The following is a 20,086-nucleotide window of genomic DNA, read 5'->3' as shown; positions in this document are numbered from 1 at the left end:
ACATGAACGCAGAGCCTGTGTACCAGGTCAGGGGCGTCACGAAGAAGTACGGCAACGTGCTCGCGCTCGACGATGTCGAGTTCTCGGTCGCCGCCGGTGAGGTGGTCGGGCTCGTCGGCGACAACGGCGCCGGCAAGTCGACGCTCGTCAAGGTGCTCTCGGGTGCGCACCGACCCGATCGCGGCGAGATGCTGCTCGACGGTGAGCCCGTGCAGTGGAACTCCCCGCAGGAGGCGTTGGAGAGCGGGATCGAGACCCTGTACCAGGACTCGTCGCTCGCGCCCGATCTCACGGTGAGCGCCAACGTGTTCCTCGGTCGAGAGCAGGTCGTGCCCGGGTTCTGGGGTCGTTTCGGATTCCTGGCCAACCGTCGCATGGACGAGGCCGCCCGCATGGAGCTCGAGAAGGTCGGCATCGCCGTGCCGTCGTCGACACGCACCATCGCGCGCCTGTCGGGCGGGCAGCGGCAGGCGGTCGCGATCGGCCGCGCCGCCACCTGGGCGAGCAAGGTGATCATCCTGGACGAGCCGACGAATCACCTCGGAGCCCGGCAGTCCGCCGAGGTCCTCGAAGTGATCAAGCAGGCCAAGACGAAGGGGCTCGCTGTGGTGTTCATCTCGCACACGCTGCCCCACGTGCTCGAGGTGACCGACCGGATCGTCGTACTCCGGCTCGGACGGATCTCGGTCGATGCTCCCACGAGCACCTTCACCCCTGACAGCCTCGTCAAGGCGATCACCGGATTGAGCGGAGCAGCGTGATGTCGCCGAAGAAGTCAGGTGCCGTGATCGACGCGGTGGACGCCGCGATCGCCTCGCACCTCGCGGACGCCGAGCGCCTGCTGATCGATCTCGTCGCGGTGCCGAGCGTCAACCCGATGCAGCCGGGCGTCTCGCCCGAGACGTATGCCGGAGGCGAGTCGCGGGCGAACGAACTGCTGGGCGAATGGCTGCGCGGCGCGGGGATGGAGACGCACACTGTGGAGGCGGAGCCGGGGCGAGCCAACCTCGTCGGCATCCTCCGCGGCTCGGGCGGCGGACGATCGCTGGCCGTCAATGCGCACATCGACACAGTCGCCCCGCAGGACGGCCGCTTTGCCGATCCGTGGAAGGCCGAGCGAGTGGGCAACCTTCTCTACGGGCTGGGAGTGACCGACATGAAGGCGGCTCACGCAGCGGCGTGGCTCGCCGTGAAGGCTCTGGGGGACGCGGGCGTCACGCTTGCCGGCGACCTGCACATCCATTCGGTCGTCGGCGAGGAGACCATGAGCCACGGCATCGGGACGACCGCCGTGCTCGATGCGGGCTTCGCCGTCGACGCCGTGCTCATCCCCGAGCCGACCTCGAGCGGTGATGAGGTGTTCCGGCTCGCGAACACCGCGGCGGGCAACTACCTCTTCTCGCTCACAGTGCGAGGCAAGTCGACGCACTGGGCCTCGCGCAATCTGGCGATCCGCGCCGGCGGCGGGGGCGACGCGGTCGGCGTCAACGCGATCGACAAGGGCTTCTACATCTACAGTGCGATGCGGCAGCTCGAGGAGCAGTGGGCGTTCACCAAGAGGCACCCCCAGTTCCCGCCCGGGGCGTTCATCATCCACCCCGGAGTGCTCCACGCCGACATCGGATTCGCGGCGGCGCCCTACTTCCCGGATCGCGCCCGGTTCGACTACCTCCTGTCCTTCCCGCCCGGGGAGACATCAGAGGAGATCAGACAAGAGATCGAGACCCACATCGAGGCGGCTGCGGCCATGGACCCGTGGCTCGCCGCGCATCCCGTCGAGTTCGAATGGATCGATACCTGGCCTCCCGCGTACACGGACCCGACATCGGAGTTCGCGCGCATCGCGCTCGAGGCGCGCAATGAGGTCGCGACCGATCTCGGGGCGCCCGCCCTGAGCGCGCCCCAGCCGAACGGCGCGCAGTCGGATGCGTCGTTCTATGAGGCGCATGGCATCCCGGCACTGGTCTGCGGCCCCGGCAATCTCCTCGTCGCTCATGCGGCTGACGAGTACGTCGACCTCGACCTGCTCCCGGCCGCGGCGCGGCTGATCGCCCGAACGGCGCTCGGGTGGTCGGGCTCGTGATCGTGCGGCGTGCGGAGGATCCCGCGTGACGGCCCACTTCGACGCGGTGGTCTTCGACTGCGACGGCGTCCTCGTCGACAGCGAACTGCTCTCCGCGCGGGTCACTCAACGGATGGTCGCTGACCTCGGGTGGCACGCCGAAGTCGACGAGCTCATGACGATGTTCACCGGCTCATCGCGCGAGTTCTTCGAGGCCGAGATCGAACGCCGCATCGGGCGTCCGCTCGAGCCGGGGTGGGATGCGCCCTACCGCGGATGGCTGGAGCAGGCGCTGCGCTCGGAGCTGACGGTGATTCCCGGCATCGTGGAGGCGTTGCAGCAGATCGACCTTCCCGTCGCAGTGGCGTCGAACAGCTCGACCGATCGCATCCGGATCAGCCTGGAGGTGGCCGGCCTGCTGGATCGCTTCGATGGGCGGATCAGCAGCGCAGTGGACGTCGCCGCGGGCAAGCCGGCTCCGGATGTGTACCTGCGGGCGGCGGAGGTGCTCGGTGTGCCACCCGAGCGCTGCATCGCGATCGACGACAGCCGGTTCGGAGTGGAGGCGGCGCGGCGGGCGGGGATGTTCGTCCTCGCCTACGACCGCGAGGGCGCGAGCGGGTTGTCGGTTGTCACCGGCGACCGTCTGCGCATCATCGAGGATCTGGCCGAGCTCCCCGGCACGGTGGATCGCCTGGTGGCGACGGGGCAGGTGTGACGCCCGTCCCGGGTACTCGACGAAGTGTCGAGTTGCAGGATGCCGGGAGGACGCACTGGCACGGGGTTTCGGAGTCGTGGATTGGTTTACTGATGTCATCCGTCCCCGACTCCGAGGTGAAGCATGACCATCACTGACACGTCCGCCGCGTCCACCGCAGCCGAATCCGTCCCCGTGATCGCACACTGGATCGACGGCGCACCGCGTGCGTCGCAGTCGGGGCGAACGGCTCCCGTGTACAACCCGGCGACGGGTGCCGTGCGGGCGCATGTGGGGCTGGCTGATCAGGCCGAGATCGACGAGGCCATCGCGTCGGCCGACGCGGGGTTCCGTGTGTGGTCCGGGTATTCGATCGCCAAGCGTCAGTCGGTGCTGTTCGCGTTCCGGGAGATCCTGAACGCTCGTAAGGGCGAGCTGGCCGAGATCATCACGTCGGAGCACGGCAAGGTCGTCTCGGATGCGATGGGCGAGATTCTACGCGGCCAGGAGGTTGTGGAGCTCGCGACCGGGTTCCCGCATCTGATCAAGGGCGCGTTCAGCGAGAACGCCTCCTCGGGCATCGACGTGTATTCGCTGAAGCAGCCGCTCGGCGTGGTCGGTGTGATCTCGCCGTTCAACTTCCCGGTGATGGTGCCGCTGTGGTTCGTGCCGATCGCGATCGCCGCCGGGAACGCCGTGGTCCTGAAGCCGAGCGAGAAGGATCCCTCGGCCGCGCTGTGGCTTGCCCGCGCCTGGCAGGAGGCGGGTCTTCCCGATGGCGTGTTCACGGTGTTGCAGGGCGACAAGCTCGCCGTCGACGGGCTGCTGGAGTCGCCGGTGGTGCAGTCGATCAGTTTCGTGGGGTCGACGCCGATCGCGCAGTACATCTATGAGACGGCGTCGCGCAATGGCAAGCGGGTGCAGGCGTTGGGCGGCGCGAAGAATCACATGCTGGTGCTGCCGGATGCGGACCTCGATCTCGTCGCCGACCAGGCTGTGAACGCGGGCTTCGGTGCGGCGGGGGAGCGGTGCATGGCGATCAGTGTGGTGCTGGCGGTCGAGCCGGTCGCCGATGGGCTGATCGAGCGGATCACGCAGCGGATCGCGGCGTTGACGATCGGTGACGGTGCGGGTGTCGACGGGGTGGAGCCCGACATGGGTCCGCTGATCACCGATGTCCACCGCGACAAGGTCTCGTCGTATGTCGACATCGCCGAGGCCGACGGTGCGCGGATCGTCGTCGACGGCCGCGGATTCACGGTCGACGGGAACGAGGACGGGTTCTTCTTCGGGCCGACGCTGATCGATGCGATCCCGACGTCATCGCGGGCGTACACGGAGGAGATCTTCGGGCCGGTGCTGTCGATCGTGCGGGTGGCCTCGTACGACGAGGGGGTCGCGCTGATCAACTCGGGCGAGTTCGGCAATGGCACGGCGATCTTCACCAACGACGGGGGCGCGGCCCGCCGGTTCCAGAACGAGGTGCAGGTCGGCATGATCGGCATCAACGTGCCGATCCCGGTGCCGGTCGCGTATCACTCGTTCGGCGGGTGGAAGAAGTCCCTGTTCGGCGATGCCAAGGCATACGGTGTGCACGGGTTCGACTTCTTCACCCGCGAGAAGGCCGTCACCGCCCGATGGATCGACCCCGCCACCCGCGACGACTCCACGCACGGCGGCATCAACCTCGGCTTCCCCCAGAACAGCTAGCGGGTCAGGGATGCCGCGGTGTGAGCTGCAGCGCCGACCACACTTCGGCGCGGGCGGCGAACGTCGACAGGTCGAGCTGTAGCAGCACGCTTGCGGCATCGACGCGGGCGCGCAGGGTGTGGCGGTGGATGCCGAGGGCCTTCGCCGCGGGATCCCAGGCCCCGTTGTGCGCGAGCCACACCTCGAGCGTGCGGCGCAGGTCGGGCGGAGCTGCGGCATCGTCGAGGGGCAGCACGATGCGGCGGGCGAGGTCGTGCGCCTTCGTCTGCTCGAGGTGGCCGAGCAGCCCGGAGTGGGCGAGCGCGTCGAAGTCGTTCTGCGGTGCAGAAGGCGTCGAGCGAGTGAGCGCCGACTGCGCCTCGGACAGCGCTTCGGCCACGTGATCCCACGTCGTCGCGGCCGAGAATCCGGCGCGGGTGTGGTGCCGAGTCAGCAGCTCCTGCAGCTCCGCCCGATCGTCGGCCGCGGTGATCGTCACGATGCCGTCGCCGTGCTCGGCGAAGAACAGCGCGCCCTGCCGCTCGCCGGCGAGGAGCTCCATCGCCGACCGCAGGTTCTGCGCCCCGCCGTCGTCGCCCGCCGCATCGTCCGTCATCACAGCGATGCGTCCGACGCGGATCGGCGCGGTGGGGAGTGCACCCCACAGATGCTCGACCGTGCGCGCGGCCACGTCGGTGATCCCGGCGACGAGCAGCTCGAGCACCCCGGAGCGCAGCCGTCGCCGGGCCTCGTCGAGTGTTCGGCTCTGCTCGAGCGCGATGCTGGCCAGCGCGATGACCGCGTCGACCAGGTCGGCCCGCGCGCGATCGAGCGCACCTGTTCCGGTGCCGACGGCGAGGACGCCGCGCAGTTCGTTCTGCTGGCCGAGGGTCTGCAGCGTGACCTCACCGGCTCCGGCATCCGCACCGGCAAGGCTCAGCCGTTCGGCTGAGGTCCGCCCGCGCACGAGCATCCGTGATACGGCCGCGTCGACCTCCGGAGCCATCGCCGCCGGAATCTGGCGTCGGGTCGGAACCCGCACCCGCGCACCTGCGGCGTCGAACAGCGCCACCCAGCAGTCGAGGTTGCGCTCGAGTTCCCGCAGGATCTCAGCCAGTCCGTCCGGACGTAGGGCGGCGCGCGCGACCGACCGCTGTGCGCGCAGCGATCGCTCGAGCATTTGACGGTCGTCGTCGGCGACGGCGTCGGACACGAAGCGGATGATGCCCATGAACGGCGTGCGCCGCGGCACCTCGAACAGCGGAAGCCCCTGCGTCCCCGCAGCCCGGGCCAGGTCTGCGGGGATCCGCTCGTGGACGATGCCGGTCGCGAAGCCCAGGGCGAGCACGCCCTGGGTCACCAGTCGGGCCACATAGTCGTCGGCGGGCTCGGGAGATGGTCCGCCGAACTGCACGCCGTCGGTGAGCAGCAGTCCGCCGGAGCCGATCCACGGGGTGGGGTCCGGCAGGTCCGAGCTGTGCGCCCACAGCAGCGGATGCGCGAGCACGGCCGCATCGACGTCACCGACCGCCCGCAGGTCGAAGCGGTCGTCGTCGAGCAGGGTGCGCAGAGTCGCGGGCATCCACGCATCCTGACGGATGCCGATCTGTCCGTCAAGACGAGAGCCGATGTACGGATTGTCGCTTGGGGAAGGGCGCCGGCGCTGGCAGGATCGGCATACGCCGCCGATCGGACCCGAAGGACCTTCCATGACGCTGACCACCCCCGCAGCCGCCTCGACCCTCACCAACGCCGAGGTGTCGAACGCCGATCGCTCACGCGTCTTCCACTCCTGGTCGGCGCAGGGCGCGCTCGCCCCGCTCGCGCTCGCCGGCGGGTCGGGGACGACGGTGTGGGATGCCGAGGGCAACCGCTACCTCGACTTCTCGAGCCAGCTGGTCAACGTGAACATCGGGCACCAGCATCCGAAGGTCGTCGCGGCGATCCAGGCCCAGGCCGACATCCTGACCACCGTGGCGCCCGCGCACGCGAACGCCGTGCGTGCCGAGGCCGCGCAGCTCATCATCGACATCGCGCCCGAGGGCTTCGAGAAGGTGTTCTTCACCAACGGCGGCGCCGACGCGAACGAGAACGCGATCCGCATGGCGCGACTGTTCACGGGCCGCGACAAGGTGCTCTCCACCTACCGCTCGTACCACGGCAACACGGGCGCGGCGATCGTCTCGACCGGCGACTGGCGCCGCATCCCCAACGAGTACTCGCGCGGTCACGTGCACTTCTTCGGGCCGTACCTGTATCGCTCGGAGTTCTGGGCGACCACGCCCGAAGAGGAGTCGGCCCGCGCGCTGCACCACCTCGAGCGCGTGGTGCAGTCCGAAGGCGCCGACAGCATCGCCGCGATCCTGCTCGAGACGATCCCGGGCACCGCCGGCATCCTGACCCCGCCGCCCGGATACCTTGCCGGAGTGCGCGCGATCGCCGACCGCTACGGCATCCTGCTCATCCTCGACGAGGTCATGGCCGGATTCGGGCGCACCGGGCAGTGGCTCGCGCTCGACGCCTTCGATGTGCGCCCCGACCTCATCACCTTCGCGAAGGGTGTGAACTCCGGCTACGTGCCCATCGGCGGCGTGATGATCTCGTCTGAGATCGCGCATCACTTCGACGAGCGCGTGTTCCCGGGCGGGCTCACCTACTCGGGGCACCCGCTCGCCGCCGCGAGTGTGGTCGCGACGATCACCGCCATGCGCGACGAGGGCATCGTCGAGAACGCCCACCGCGTGGGCGCCGAGGTCATCGGACCGCGCCTGGCCCAGCTGGCCGACCGGCACGAGCTGATCGGCGAGGTGCGGGGCAGCGGCGTGTTCTGGGCCGTCGAACTCGTCGAGGACCGCGACACGCGCGCTCCACTCGCCGCCGCGTCGATCGGAGCGCTCAAGGCCGACCTGCTCGCGCGCGGCCTGCTGCCCTTCTTCGCCGACAACCGGCTGCACGTGGTGCCGCCGTGCGTCATCACCGACGCAGAGGCCACGCGGGGCCTCGACCTGATCGATGAGGCGTTCAGCGCGTTCCGACGCTGAGGCGCCGGGTCGACACACTCAGACCCGCCGCACCTCGACCGAGCGCGCGATGCCGACGACTTCGCACTCCGTGTCTTCGTCGGCGACCCCGAAGCGGATGAGCTCGCGGGAGTCGGCACGGTAGTCCGGAGGGGCCGCAGGCAGGCTCACGGCGTGCAGCAGCACGAACTCCGCCTCTCGGCCGACGATCCGCAGCGCGCCCGCAGGCAGGCACTGCGCCGTCAGGTGGAACTCGCCGGTGCCCTGGTGGAACGTGGTTCCGGTGATCGACCAGGCGGTGAACTCGTTGGCACCCGAGGTGCAGATCCAGTTCTGCTGCGCGAGCCCGGCGATGCGCAGCAGGCCCGTAGTCGCCGGAAGCCGGGATGCCTGACGCAGCTCGAGCAGAATCGCCGCCGTGCCGGCCAGCACGTCGACCGTGATCCGCGTGACCTGGGCACCGACGAGTAGACGCATGTCACTGAACGGGTTCTCCCCGTGGCCCAGATCCGGGGCGTCGAGGGGAACACCGAGCATCACGTCCTTCACCTGCATGCTGCGTCACCTTCTGTTCGGACGACAAGACGTACCGACGATAGGCGGGCGGTGTTCACACTTCGCGTCGGCTGTGTGATCAGGGCAGCGTCCGACCGGATCGGACCAGAATGATCGGGTGGTGCTGGCCCTCGCGCAGGCACGATGGGAGAACAAGGAGGATCACATGATCGGTGCGCTCAACGCCCTCGTCGATCTCGTCGAAGGCGATCCGGCGACGGAGATCGACGTCGCCGCGTTCGCACGACGACACGGCACCACCGAGTACCACCTGCGCCGGATGTTCTCGGCGCTGGCCGGCATGCCGCTGTCGGAATACGTGCGTCGTCGGCGGATGACTCGTGCGGCGAGTGAACTCGTCGCCGGGGCACCGAGCCTGCTCGATCTCGCCGTGCGCCATGGGTACGGCTCGGTCGAGGCGTTCGGGCGCGCATTCCGTGCTGTGCACGGGATCAGCGCGGCTGACGCGCGCCGTGACGGTGGTCCTCTCCGCACACAACCCACGCTCCGGTTCCGCCTGAGCGTCGAAGGGAGTATCCCGATGGACGTCACCATCACCCCGCAGCCCGATCTCACCCTGGTGGGACACGCGGCCCGAGTCCCGCTCATCCACGAGGGCGTGAACCCGCACATCCAGCAGCACATCGCCGCGATCCCCGCGGCCGAGCACGCCCGGCTGAAGCAGCTCAACGATGCGGAGCCACGCGGCATCCTCGCCGTCACGGCCGACATCGACCCCGACGCGGCCGAAGGCACCCGACTCACCTATCTGCACGGTGTCGCCGTGCAGCCGACGACGGATGTGCCCGACGGCCTCGACACTCTGAACGTCGAGGCGGGCAGCTGGGCCGTCTTCTCGGCGAGTGGTCCGTTCCCCGACACTCTTCAGACGCTGTGGGCGGCGACCGCAACCGAGTGGTTCCCGTCGAACCCCTGGCGGCTGCGCCCGGGCCCGTCGATCGTGCGCTATCTCGACTTCACCGGCTCGCACGCGACCTGCGAGCTGTGGCTGCCGGTCGAAGCGGCCTGAGCAGGGGCGCTTCGCCCCGGTCTCCGCACCCGAGTGGACGCCTCATCCTTGGATATGGAACTCCATATCCAAGGATGAGGCCCGATCCTTGGATATGGCTTCCCCTCGCCACAGGGTGTCGAAGCGATGTCGGCCGTCCCTGACACACTGATCGCGACGTGAGGGAGACACCGATGGCGATCGATCTGAAGAAGACGCGCGACGAGTATCGGGCGAAGCGCGGGGAGTTCCGGCTGGTCGAGGTGCCGCCGACGCAGTACCTGATGATCGACGGCGCAGGTGACCCGAACACGGCGGCCGAGTTCGCCGATGCCGTGGCGGCGCTGTACCCGGTCGCCTACACGCTGAAGTTCGCGGCGCGGAAGGAGCTGGGCGTCGACACCGTGGTGATGCCGCTCGAGGGACTCTGGCACGCGCCCGACATGGACGTGTTCACGGTGCACCGAGACAAGTCGGCCTGGTTCTGGACGCTGATGATCATGCAGCCCGAACACATCGACCGCGCGACGTTCGCGCGCGCCGTCGAGTCCGTCGCGGCCAAGAAGGATGCCCCGTCGAGCCTTGCGGCCGTGCGGCTCGAGACGTTGGAGGAGGGGCTGTGCGTGCAGACACTGCACCTGGGCACCTTCGACGACGAGGCCCCCGTGCTCGACGATCTGCATCACCGCTTCATCCCCGAGAACGGCCTCGCGATGCGCGGACTGCACCACGAGATCTACCTCAGCGACGCCCGACGGGTCGAGCCGGTGAAGCGCCGCACGATCCTGCGCCAACCGGTCAGCAGGGTCGGCTGACGCCCTCGTTCGCCGGGGCGCTCACGCGGTCGCGGGCTTGTCGTTCCACAGCAGCAGGAAGGCGCCGAGCCCGATCATCATGCCCCCACCGGTGGCCGACATGGCCGAGAGGCGCCGGGGCGACCGCCCGAACCAGCTGCGCGCGGCGCCCGCGAGCAGCACCCAGACGGCGTCGCAGGTGACGCCGATCACCACGACGATCGCGCCCAGCACGAACAGCTGCAGCGCGACCGAACCCGCGGTCAGATCGACGAACTGCGGAAGGATCGCGAGGAAGAACGCGATCGACTTCGGGTTCGTCACGCCCACGACGAACCCCTCGACCAGGAGCTTCCATCCCGGCCGCGGCTGACCGGCCTGCGCGATCGCCTCCGCGGCATCCTTCCGGTGGCGGATGGCCTGGATGCCGAGGAAGACCAGGTAGCCCGCGCCCAGCACCTTCACCACGGTGAAGAGGACCACCGACTGCGCGATCACCGTCCCCACGCCCAACGCGACGCCGAGCACCAGCACGATCGATCCCACCGCGGTGCCGACGATGCTGAGGAACCCACCGAGGCGGCCGAGGGCGATCGACCGCCCGATCGTGAACAGCACCGTCGGGCCGGGGATGACGACCATGATGAACGCCGCGGCGATGAAGGCGAGGAGCGTGGAGGAGGCGATCATGAGCCGAGCATAGTCAGGCGTGGTCCCAGCCGTCGCCCGGCAGGCGCGCGCAATATAACGGGTGCCCGCCTCTGTGGCAATGATGTTTTTCTTTCTTCGGAGGATTCCTATGGTTGGCAGCGTCAACCGAGTCAGGAGTTCTCATGTCTGTACGAACGTCCATCCCCACTGACTCCGACACGCGCGTCGACGAGGCCACGGAGCCCGTCGAGACCACGCGGGTCCCCCAGGCCCCCGAGGAGAACGCGCTCGAGCCGACCTGCGAGCTGGACGACCTCGATCGGTACGTCGTGCAACTCGATCGCCCGGTCGGCTATGTCGAGGTCGTGCCCCCCGTCTTCGTCTGCTACGTCGGGCATCCTTATGCTCTCGCGGAGGAGGTCGCGCAGGTCGTGCAGGACTTCGACCGCGCTGTCGAGATCGTCGCTGAGCGTGCCGCAGTCTCGCGGCGGCATAAGCTCGCCACATGAGTCACGAGATCTGGCCAGGATCGGCATATCCGCTCGGAGCGACCTTCGACGGACAAGGAACAAACTTCGCCCTCTTCAGTGAGGGAGCAGAACGGGTGGAACTCTGCCTGTTCGATGACGCCGGCAACGAGGAGCGGGTGAGGCTGACCGAGGTCGACGCATTCGTCTGGCACGGCTACCTGCCCGCGGTGCAGCCCGGGCAGCTGTACGGCTACCGCGTGCACGGCCCGTTCGACCCCGCCAACGGCAAACGGTTCAACGCGAACAAGCTGCTGCTCGACCCGTATGCCAAGGCCGTCAGCGGCCGCGTGAACTGGGGACAGGAGCAGTTCGGCTACAACTTCGGCGACCCCGACTCCCGCAACGACGACGACTCCGCCGCGTCGATGGTCAAGGGCGTCGTGGTGAACCCGTTCTTCGAGTGGGCGGGCGACCGTCTGCCCAAGACGCCGTATGCCCAGACCGTGATCTACGAGGCCCACGTGAAGGGCCTCACGGTCCAGCATCCCGATGTTCCGGAAGAGCTTCGCGGCACCTACGGCGGCATCGCGCACCCCGCGATCATCGAGCACCTGCAGCGTCTCGGCGTCACCGCCCTCGAACTGATGCCCGTGCACCAGTTCGTCGACGACTCGGTGCTCGAGGATAAGGGGCTGTCGAACTACTGGGGCTACAACACGCTTGGATTCTTCGCGCCGCACAACGCCTACTCGTCGAGCGGCGAGTCGGGCCAGCAGGTGCAGGAGTTCCGCGCCATGGTGCGTTCGCTGCACGCAGCCGGCATCGAGGTCATCCTCGACGTGGTCTACAACCACACCGCCGAGGGCAACCACATGGGCCCGACCCTGTCGATGCGCGGCATCGACAACGAGGCGTACTACCGCCTCGAAGAGGACCAGCGCTACTACACGGACTACACCGGGACCGGCAACAGCCTCAACGCCGGCAGCCCGCACGCGCTGCAGTTGCTCATGGACTCGCTGCGCTATTGGGTGACCGAGATGCACGTCGACGGCTTCCGCTTCGATCTCGCATCGACCCTGGCCCGCGAGTTCTACGACGTCGACCGCCTGTCGACCTTCTTCGAGCTCGTGCAGCAGGACCCGATCGTCTCGCAGGTGAAGCTGATCGCCGAGCCGTGGGACGTCGGCCCCGGCGGATATCAGGTCGGAAACTTCCCCCCGCAGTGGACGGAGTGGAACGGCAAGTACCGCGACACGGTCCGCGACTTCTGGCGCGGCGAGCCGCAGGCGCTGGGCGAGTTCGCGTCGCGTCTGACCGGCTCGGCCGACCTGTACGAGCACTCCGGACGCCGCCCGGTCGCATCGATCAACTTCGTCACCGCGCACGACGGCTTCACGCTGCGTGACCTGGTCTCGTACAACGAGAAGCACAACGAGGCGAACGGCGAGGACAACAACGACGGCGAATCGCACAACCGCTCCGACAACATGGGCGTCGAAGGCCCGACGGACGACGAGACGATCAACCGCAGACGCGCCCGTCAGCAGCGCAACTTCATCGCCACCCTGCTGCTGTCGCAGGGCGTGCCCATGATCTCGCACGGCGACGAGCTGGGGCGCACCCAGCACGGCAACAACAACGGCTACGCGCAGGACAACGAGACGACCTGGATCGACTGGGACGCCGCCGACCTGCCGCTGGTCGAGTTCACCGCCTCGGTCGCGCGCCTGCGTCGTCGGCACCCCACATTCCGCCGCAGTCGGTTCTTCAACGGCCGTCCGGTGCGGGTGCAGGAGGGCGAGCGGATTCCGGACGTCGTGTGGCTGCGCCCCGACGGCAGCCCGATGAAGCCCGAGGACTGGGATTCCGGGTTCGGGCTTCTGGTGGGCATGTTCCTCAACGGCCAGGGCATCCGCGAGAAGGACTTGCGCGGCAAGCCGGTCACCGACGTGAACTTCATCGTCTACTTCAACAGCGGAGACGAACACGTCGACCTGGTGCTGCCCGACAAGCGGCACGGCGATCGCTGGCAGGTCGCGGTCGACACCGCGGGCGAGCTGGCTGACGGATCCGAGTTCGACGCCGGAGCCTCGCTGACGATCGAGTCCAAGTCGCTCCTGGTCTTCCAGGAGATCGATGGTGTGGAGGTCTCGACGGACGATTCCGTCGACGCCTCACTGAGAGTGCAGAACGAACAGGCGGAGAGCGTCGCTCCCGCCCCGAGAGCGGAGCAGAAGAACCCATGACACGACGGCCCCTCTCGACGTACCGACTCCAGATCTGTGATGACTTCCCCCTCGACGAGGCGGCGGCGATCACGGAGTACCTCGCCGATCTGGGGGCCTCATGGGCGTACCTCTCTCCGCTGCTGGCGGCGGTGCCCGGATCAAACCACGGCTACGACGTGGTCGATCACTCGCGGGTCGATGCGGGTCGCGGAGGCGAAGCGGGGCTGGAGCGCTTCGCCGCCGCGGCTCGCGCGGCCGGCCTCGGCATCCTCGTCGACATCGTTCCGAACCATGTCGGCGTCGGGCAGCCGCGGCTGAATCCGTGGTGGTGGGACGTGCTGCGGCTCGGCCGTGAGTCGCGTCACGCCGTCGCCTTCGACATCGACTGGCCCGCCGGGGGCGGAAAGCTGCTCGTGCCGATCCTGGGCGCCCAGCCCGACGAGGCGATCGCGAACGGCGACTTCGTCGTCGACACCACGCCCGCCGACGATGCGCCCGACGGCACACTGTCGTACTTCGACCACGTGCTGCCGCTCGCACCTGGATCGGGTGCACACGCCGACGATCTGCCGGCACTGCTCGCCGCACAGAACTACGAGCTGCGGTTCTGGGAGGACCAGAACACGGCGCTCAACTACCGCCGCTTCTTCGCGGTCGTCGAGCTCGGCGGCATCCGGGTCGAGCTGCCCGACGTCTTCGAGGAGTCGCACCGCGAGATCGTGCGGTGGGTGCGCGACGGCCTCGCCGACGGCATCCGCGTCGACCACCCTGACGGTCTCGTCGACCCCTCCGGCTACCTCGAGCAGCTGGCGGATGCCACGGGCGCCGTCTACACGCTCGTCGAGAAGATCCTCGAGCCGGGAGAGCCACTGCCCTCGTGGTGGCGCACCGACGGCACCACCGGCTACGACGCGCTCGCCGAGATCGACCGCGTGCTGGTCGACCCGGCCGGTGTCGAGGCACTCGTGCGGCTCGACGCCCGGCTCCGCACCGAGACCGGCCTGGGTGACGCCCCGACGTGGCCGGACCTGATCCACTCGACCAAGCGCATGATCGCCGACGAGCTCCTGGGCTCCGAGGTACGACGGCTCGTGCGCACCCTGCCCCATGGCATCGTCGCCGCGGAGGATGCTCTCGCCGAGCTCCTCGCCTGCTTCCCGGTCTATCGGTCGTACCTTCCCGAGGGCGCAGCGCACCTGCAGCACGCACTCGACGAGGCCGGTCGGCGACGCCCCGATCTGGCCGCGACGTTCGCCGAGCTCGCGCCGCTGCTGGCCGACCCCGAACGCGAGGTCGCGCAGCGCTTCCAGCAGACCAGTGGCGCGGTGATGGCGAAGGGCGTGGAAGACACCGCGTTCTACCGCTACACGCATCTCGGCACGCTCACCGAGGTCGGGGCCGACCCGTCGATCTCGGCCCTTTCGGTCGATGTCTTCCACGAGGCGCAGAGCGCGCGCCTGGCGGCCTGGCCGCATTCGATGACGACCCTCTCGACGCACGACACCAAGCGTTCCGAAGACGTGCGGGCGCGGCTGTCGGTGCTGGCCGAGATCCCGGAGCGCTGGGCCGAGGTGCTCGACGAGCTGCGCGGGGTCGCGACGACCGGCCACGGTCCGCTCGACGCGCTGCTCTGGCAGGCGGCCGTGGGTGCCTGGCCGATCCCGTCGGATCGCATGCTGGCCTACGCGACCAAGGCGGCCCGAGAAGCCGGAGATGCCACGACCTGGCAGCACCCGGATGAGGAGTTCGAGAAGGGCCTCACCGCGATAGCCGAGGCCGTCGAAGGAGAAGCCCGACCGATCCTCGAGCGATTCGTCGCCGAGATCGTCGATGACGGTCGCTCCAACTCCCTGTCGGCGAAGCTGCTCCAGCTCACCGGCCCCGGAGTTCCCGACGTGTACCAGGGCACGGAGCTCTGGGACCTGTCGCTGGTCGACCCCGACAACCGTCGCCCCGTGGACTTCGCGGCGCGCGTCGAGATGCTGGCGCAGCTCGACGCCGACGTCGCTCGCGGTGTGCTGCCGCCCGTCGACGACTCCGCTCGCGCGAAGATGCTGGTCACCTCGCGGGCCCTGCGGCTGCGGCGCGACAACCCCGAACTCTTCAGCGTCTACCGCCCGGCCGTGGTCGAGGGTTCCGCCGCCGATCACGTGGTGGCCGTGCACCGCGGCGGCGTGACGGCCGTGGCGACCCGCCTCCCGGTGGGGCTGGCACGTAGCGGAGGCTGGGGAGACACCGTACTGATGCGCCCGGACATCCCGGGAACCGATGTGCTGACCGGACGCAGGATCGAGCCGGGGCCGGTGCGCCTGGCCGAGCTGCTCGACACCTATCCGGTGGCCCTGATCGAGGATGCACGATGATCGAGGTATGGGCGCCGCGCGCCGAGCGGATGCGACTGAGGAGAGTGACCTCTGAAGGCACGACGATCGAGGACGTCGATCTCGTCGCCGGGGAGACCGGATGGTGGGGAGCCGACGTCGCTCTCGCCGACGGTGAGCAATACGGATTCCTGATCGACGACAGCACCGAGCTGCGCCCGGATCCGCGCTCGCACCGTCAGCCCACGGGCGTGCACGGACCGTCGGCGGCGTTCGACCCCGACTCGTTCGCCTGGAGCGACCAGTCGTGGACCGGGCGTCAGCTGCCCGGGGCCGTCATCTACGAGATGCACATCGGCACCTACACGCCCGACGGCACGCTCGATTCGGCCGTCGATCGGCTCGACCACCTCGTCGAGCTCGGTGTCACGCACGTCGAGCTGCTGCCGGTCAACGGCTTCAACGGCACCTGGAACTGGGGCTACGACGGCGTGCTCTGGTACACGGTGCACGAGGGCTACGGCGGGCCCGCGGCCTATCAGCGCTTCGTCGACGCCGCCCACGCGCGCGGTCTCGCCGTGATCCAGGACGTCGTCTACAACCACCTCGGCCCGAGCGGCAACTACCTGCCCGAGTTCGGTCCGTACCTGCGCGACGGCGACCGCAACACCTGGGGCGACTCGATCAACCTCGACGAGCCCGCCATCCGGGAGTACATCATCGAGAACGCGCTGATGTGGATGCGCGACTATCACGTCGACGGCCTCCGTCTCGATGCGGTGCACGCCCTGCGCGACGACCGCCCCGTGCACATCCTGCGCGAACTGTCGGAGCGCTCCGATGCGCTGTCGGCGCACCAGAACCGTCCGCTCACGCTGATCGCCGAGTCCGACATGAACGACCCGACGCTGATCCTGCCGCGTGAGGCCGGCGGCTACGGGCTGACCGCGCAGTGGTCCGACGACTGGCACCACGCCGTGCACGTCGCGCTGACGGGCGAGACCGAGGGGTACTACGCCGACTTCGCCGCGCCCGATGCCGTGGCCAAGGTCTCGGAGAGCGGGTTCTTCCACAACGGCACGTTCTCGTCGTTCCGCGAGCGTGCGCACGGCCACCCCATCCCCGAGACCGTGCCGCACTGGCGCCTGGTCACGTTCGCGCAGGACCACGACCAGATCGGCAACCGCGCAGCCGGCGATCGCCTGTCGGCCACGCTCTCGCCCGGGCGCCTCGCCGTCGCCGCGGTGCTGACGCTGACCGCGCCCGGCACGCCGATGCTCTTCATGGGGGAGGAGTGGGGTGCCTCCACGCCGTGGCAGTTCTTCACCTCGCATCCCGAGCCCGAGCTCGGCCGCGCGACCGCCGAGGGGCGCATCGAGGAGTTCGAGCGCATGGGCTGGGACCCGGCACAGGTGCCCGACCCGCAGGACCCCGCGACGTTCGAGCGCTCGCACCTCGACTGGAGCGAGATCGAGACGACCGCGCACGCACGACTCCTCGCGCTCTATCGCGAGCTGACCGCACTGCGACGCGCTCGCCCCGAGCTGACCGATCCCGACATGACCCGCACGGTCGCCACGACCGCGCCGGAGGGATCAGCGCCGAGCGCCCGCTCGTATCGGATCGACCGCGGTGCGCTCTCGGTGCTGGTCAACCTGACCGGCGAGCCCGTGGAGTTCGAGATCGCCGCGGATGCCACGGTGCTGCTGTCGACCGAGCCCTACCTGAACGACGCGGGGCGCCTGACGCTGCAGCCGGAGTCGGCCGCCGTGGTGGGTCCGCAGCTGGGCTGACCGAGCGACTCGCATGCCCGGACGGACACGCCCGGGCATGTGAGCGGCGAGAGCGGGTGACCCGGGCCGCACCGCCAGATGAGAAGCTAGAAGGATGAGCATTCTCCCCGTCTTCGATCTCGACTCCCCGCTGAGCGAGGACGAAGTCGGGCGGTTGCGGGTGGACTTCCCCATCCTGCACACGCAGGTCAACGGGCATCCGCTCGCCTACCTCGACTCGGGCGCGACCTCGCAGCGCCCGCTCGCCGTGCTCGACGCCGAACGGGAATTCGCCAGCATGCTCAACTCGGCGGTCCACCGCGGTGCGCACACGCTCGCGGCCGAGGCGACCGAGGCGTTCGAAGACGCCCGCAGCACAGTCGCCCGCTTCATCGGCGCTGACGACGACGAACTGGTGTGGACCTCGAACGCGACCGAGGCGATCAACCTCGTGGCCTACGCACTCTCGAACGCGTCGATCGGACGCGGGGGAGCAGCCGCCGAACGCCTCCGCCTTCGCGAGGGCGACGAGATCGTCACCACCGAGATGGAGCACCACGCCAACCTCATCCCGTGGCAGGAGCTCGCCGCGCGCACCGGAGCCACGCTGCGGGTCATCCCGCTCGACGACGACGGCGCGCTGCGGCTCGACGAGGCCGCGGAGCTCATCTCGGAGCGCACGAAGATCGTCGCCGTCACCCACGTGTCGAACGCGCTCGGCGTCATCAACCCGGTGGAGCGGATCATCGCGCTCGCCCGGGCCGCCGGCGCGCTCGTGCTGCTCGACGCCTGCCAGTCCGCGCCGCATCTGCCGCTCGACGTGCACGCGCTCGACGTCGACTTCGCCGTGCTCTCGGGCCACAAGATGCTCGGGCCGACCGGCATCGGCGCGCTGTACGGGCGCCGCGAGCTGCTCGAGGCGATGCCGCCGTTCCTCACGGGCGGGTCGATGATCACCACGGTCACCACCACGCAGGCCGAGTACCTTCCGCCGCCGCAGCGCTTCGAGGCGGGGACGCAGCGGGTGTCGCAGGCGATCGCGCTCGCGGCCGCCGTTGACTACCTGTCGGCGGTCGGCATGGGCCGCATCGCGGCACATGAGGCCGCGTTCGGGCGTCGCCTGGTCGACGGGCTCTCGGCGATCGACGGCGTGCGCGTGCTGGGCGCCGACATCGATCTGCCGCGCGTCGGACTCGCGAGCTTCGACGTCGACGGCATCCACTCCCACGACGTCGGGCAGTTCCTCGACGACCGCGGCATCGCGGTGCGGGTGGGCCACCACTGTGCTCAGCCGCTGCACCGACGACTCGGCATCACGTCGTCGACGCGCGCCAGCACCTACCTCTACACGACACAGGCCGAGGTGGATTCCGTGATCGACGGCGTCGCCGCGGCCATCGACTTCTTCGGAGTGCGCGCATGACGTCCGGCGACCTGCAGAACCTGTACCAGGAGCTTATCCTCGACCACTCCCGCACCCCGCACGGGTTCGGGCTGCGCGACGAGATCGCCGCCCAGTCGCATCAGATCAACCCGACCTGCGGCGACGAGGTCACCCTGCAGGTGCATCGCGCCCCCGACGGCACGATCGAGGCGATCGCGTGGGAGGGCCACGGCTGTGCCATCTCGCAGGCATCGGCCTCGCTGCTGGCCGAACTCGCCGAGGGGCTCTCGGTCGCCGATCTCGAGGTGCGCATCGACGCCTTCCGCACCGCGATGCGCTCGCGCGGCACGATCGAGCCCGACGAGGAGTTGCTCGGCGACGCTGCCGCGCTCGGCGGGGTCTCGCGATACGTCGCCCGCGTGAAGTGCGCGATGCTCGCCTGGGTCGCCGCCGAAGACGCCCTCCGCAAGTCCGCGTGACCCTGGAGCTGCTTCCGCTGCCCGCCGAGCGTTTGGACGTCTGGCGCGCGCAGACCCGCACCCGCATGATCCGGCTGCGGCAGGACTCGGGTCTGCACCCGGGCGCCGACGCCGCCGTGCAGACCGATCTCTACTTCGCCGAGTTGCTGCCCGACGGCCTCCGCACGCTGACCTCGCGCGTCCTGCGTCTGGTCGACGATCACGGCCTCGAGCTCGGGACGGTCTGGATCGTCTTCCGATCCGGGCGCATGTTCCTGATCGACGTCACGCTGCCCGTGCAGCTCGGCCCCGAGCAGAATGACGACCTCTGGGCGCTGCTGAGTGCGGTCGCGACGGCCGAGCAGGTCTCGCAGATCAGCGCCGGAGTCTTTCCGCACGATGTGGGCGTGCACCGGCTGCTCGACGGCCGGGGTTTCACCATCTCGTCGATCGAGATGCTGCTCGAGCCGCTCCCCGTACGAGAGGACGGCTCGTCGGTCGACGTGTCGCCGATGACGCCCGAGCGATACCCGCGCTTCGCCGCCGCGTCGGAGGCCGGATTCGCCGCCGAGCTCGTCGCGTCCGGACGCCTCACCGCCGACGAAGCCGCCGCGGAGGCGCATGGGCAGTTCCAGAAGGAGCTTCCGGACGGACTCGAGACCCCCGGGCAGGAGCTGTTCACCGCGACGGTCGACGGGGCCGAGGTCGGCATCCTCTGGCTGGCCGTCCGTGAGCGCGACGGCCACCCGCACGTCTTCGTCCTCGACATCGAGGTGGCGGAGGGGCAGCGGCGTCGGGGCTACGGACGCGCGCTGATGCAGGCCGCCGAGGGTCAGGCCCGTCGCGTCGGCGCCGACTCGGTCGGACTGCACGTGTTCGGTTTCAACGGCGCGGCCGTCGCGCTCTACGAGGAGCTCGGGTACCGCCGGGTGCAGGAGCTCCTCGTCCTGGATCGCTGACGCGCGACCGTCGG

The 20,086-nt window shown here is 69.2% G+C and carries 17 protein-coding genes; 14 read left to right on the top strand and 3 right to left on the bottom strand.

Going from position 1 to position 20,086, the window contains the following annotated elements:
- Nucleotides 1-2: 2 nt before the first annotated feature.
- From AC2D10_RS08500 to AC2D10_RS08485, 4 genes are all read left to right on the top strand, one after another.
- Nucleotides 3-761, top strand: coding sequence for an ATP-binding cassette domain-containing protein (locus AC2D10_RS08500; RefSeq protein ID WP_484711654.1), 759 nt, complete (start codon nt 3-5; stop codon nt 759-761).
- On the top strand, nt 761-2,083 hold the full coding sequence (locus tag AC2D10_RS08495; RefSeq protein ID WP_484711653.1) for a M20 family metallopeptidase: 1,323 nt from the start codon (nt 761-763) through the stop codon (nt 2,081-2,083). The genes AC2D10_RS08500 and AC2D10_RS08495 overlap by 1 nt, the downstream gene beginning before the upstream one ends.
- Nucleotides 2,084-2,108: 25 nt before the next feature.
- Nucleotides 2,109-2,780 carry an HAD family hydrolase gene (locus tag AC2D10_RS08490; RefSeq protein WP_484711652.1) on the top strand — a complete coding sequence of 224 codons (672 nt, stop codon included), beginning with the start codon at nt 2,109-2,111 and terminating at the stop codon, nt 2,778-2,780.
- Nucleotides 2,781-2,903: 123 nt separating this feature from the next.
- The gene (locus AC2D10_RS08485) at nt 2,904-4,469 is read left to right on the top strand and encodes a CoA-acylating methylmalonate-semialdehyde dehydrogenase (protein WP_484711651.1); all 1,566 of its coding nucleotides are present in this window, start codon (nt 2,904-2,906) and stop codon (nt 4,467-4,469) included.
- A 4-nt stretch (nt 4,470-4,473) separates the two neighbouring features.
- Here the strand turns inward: AC2D10_RS08485 and AC2D10_RS08480 are convergent, their stop codons facing one another.
- Nucleotides 4,474-6,030: a PucR family transcriptional regulator gene (locus tag AC2D10_RS08480; RefSeq protein ID WP_484711650.1), complete on the bottom strand. Its 1,557-nt coding sequence runs from the start codon at nt 6,028-6,030 to the stop codon at nt 4,474-4,476.
- Between the two features lie 127 nt (nt 6,031-6,157).
- Between AC2D10_RS08480 and AC2D10_RS08475 the strand changes: the two genes are divergently transcribed.
- The gene (locus AC2D10_RS08475; protein WP_484711649.1) at nt 6,158-7,489 is read left to right on the top strand and encodes an aminotransferase class III-fold pyridoxal phosphate-dependent enzyme; all 1,332 of its coding nucleotides are present in this window, start codon (nt 6,158-6,160) and stop codon (nt 7,487-7,489) included.
- Nucleotides 7,490-7,507: 18 nt separating this feature from the next.
- Here the strand turns inward: AC2D10_RS08475 and AC2D10_RS08470 are convergent, their stop codons facing one another.
- Nucleotides 7,508-8,023, bottom strand: coding sequence for a hypothetical protein (locus tag AC2D10_RS08470; RefSeq protein ID WP_484711648.1), 516 nt, complete (start codon nt 8,021-8,023; stop codon nt 7,508-7,510).
- A 166-nt stretch (nt 8,024-8,189) separates the two neighbouring features.
- Between AC2D10_RS08470 and AC2D10_RS08465 the strand changes: the two genes are divergently transcribed.
- On the top strand, nt 8,190-9,053 hold the full coding sequence (locus AC2D10_RS08465; RefSeq protein WP_484711832.1) for an AraC family transcriptional regulator: 864 nt from the start codon (nt 8,190-8,192) through the stop codon (nt 9,051-9,053).
- A gap of 173 nt (nt 9,054-9,226) precedes the next feature.
- Nucleotides 9,227-9,847 carry a GyrI-like domain-containing protein gene (locus AC2D10_RS08460; protein ID WP_484711647.1) on the top strand — a complete coding sequence of 207 codons (621 nt, stop codon included), beginning with the start codon at nt 9,227-9,229 and terminating at the stop codon, nt 9,845-9,847.
- A 21-nt stretch (nt 9,848-9,868) separates the two neighbouring features.
- Here AC2D10_RS08460 and AC2D10_RS08455 read toward each other — a convergent pair whose 3' ends face one another.
- On the bottom strand, nt 9,869-10,516 hold the full coding sequence (locus AC2D10_RS08455; RefSeq protein ID WP_484711646.1) for a LysE family translocator: 648 nt from the start codon (nt 10,514-10,516) through the stop codon (nt 9,869-9,871).
- A 143-nt stretch (nt 10,517-10,659) separates the two neighbouring features.
- Between AC2D10_RS08455 and AC2D10_RS08450 the strand changes: the two genes are divergently transcribed.
- The 7 genes from AC2D10_RS08450 to AC2D10_RS08420 all read left to right on the top strand — a co-directional run bounded on the left by AC2D10_RS08450 (nt 10,660) and on the right by AC2D10_RS08420 (nt 20,072).
- Nucleotides 10,660-10,986 carry a hypothetical protein gene (locus AC2D10_RS08450; RefSeq protein ID WP_484711645.1) on the top strand — a complete coding sequence of 109 codons (327 nt, stop codon included), beginning with the start codon at nt 10,660-10,662 and terminating at the stop codon, nt 10,984-10,986.
- On the top strand, nt 10,983-13,196 hold the full coding sequence (gene glgX / locus AC2D10_RS08445; protein ID WP_484711644.1) for a glycogen debranching protein GlgX: 2,214 nt from the start codon (nt 10,983-10,985) through the stop codon (nt 13,194-13,196). The genes AC2D10_RS08450 and glgX overlap by 4 nt, the downstream gene beginning before the upstream one ends.
- Complete coding sequence (gene treY, locus AC2D10_RS08440) at nt 13,193-15,541, top strand: malto-oligosyltrehalose synthase (RefSeq protein ID WP_484711643.1); 2,349 nt, start codon at nt 13,193-13,195, stop codon at nt 15,539-15,541. Before glgX ends, treY begins: the two co-directional genes overlap by 4 nt.
- On the top strand, nt 15,538-17,292 hold the full coding sequence (gene treZ, locus AC2D10_RS08435) for a malto-oligosyltrehalose trehalohydrolase (protein ID WP_484711642.1): 1,755 nt from the start codon (nt 15,538-15,540) through the stop codon (nt 17,290-17,292). Before treY ends, treZ begins: the two co-directional genes overlap by 4 nt.
- Nucleotides 17,293-17,386: 94 nt before the next feature.
- Entirely contained in the window at nt 17,387-18,694 is a 1,308-nt protein-coding gene (locus tag AC2D10_RS08430) for an aminotransferase class V-fold PLP-dependent enzyme (RefSeq protein WP_484711641.1), read from the top strand.
- On the top strand, nt 18,691-19,134 hold the full coding sequence (gene sufU / locus AC2D10_RS08425) for a Fe-S cluster assembly sulfur transfer protein SufU (protein ID WP_484711640.1): 444 nt from the start codon (nt 18,691-18,693) through the stop codon (nt 19,132-19,134). Before AC2D10_RS08430 ends, sufU begins: the two co-directional genes overlap by 4 nt.
- The gene (locus AC2D10_RS08420; protein ID WP_484711639.1) at nt 19,131-20,072 is read left to right on the top strand and encodes a GNAT family N-acetyltransferase; all 942 of its coding nucleotides are present in this window, start codon (nt 19,131-19,133) and stop codon (nt 20,070-20,072) included. Before sufU ends, AC2D10_RS08420 begins: the two co-directional genes overlap by 4 nt.
- Nucleotides 20,073-20,086 lie beyond the last annotated feature (14 nt).

Source organism: Microbacterium sp. PI-SA-G (genome assembly GCF_057215335.1).
This window is presented reverse-complemented; position numbering and strand designations above follow the sequence as displayed.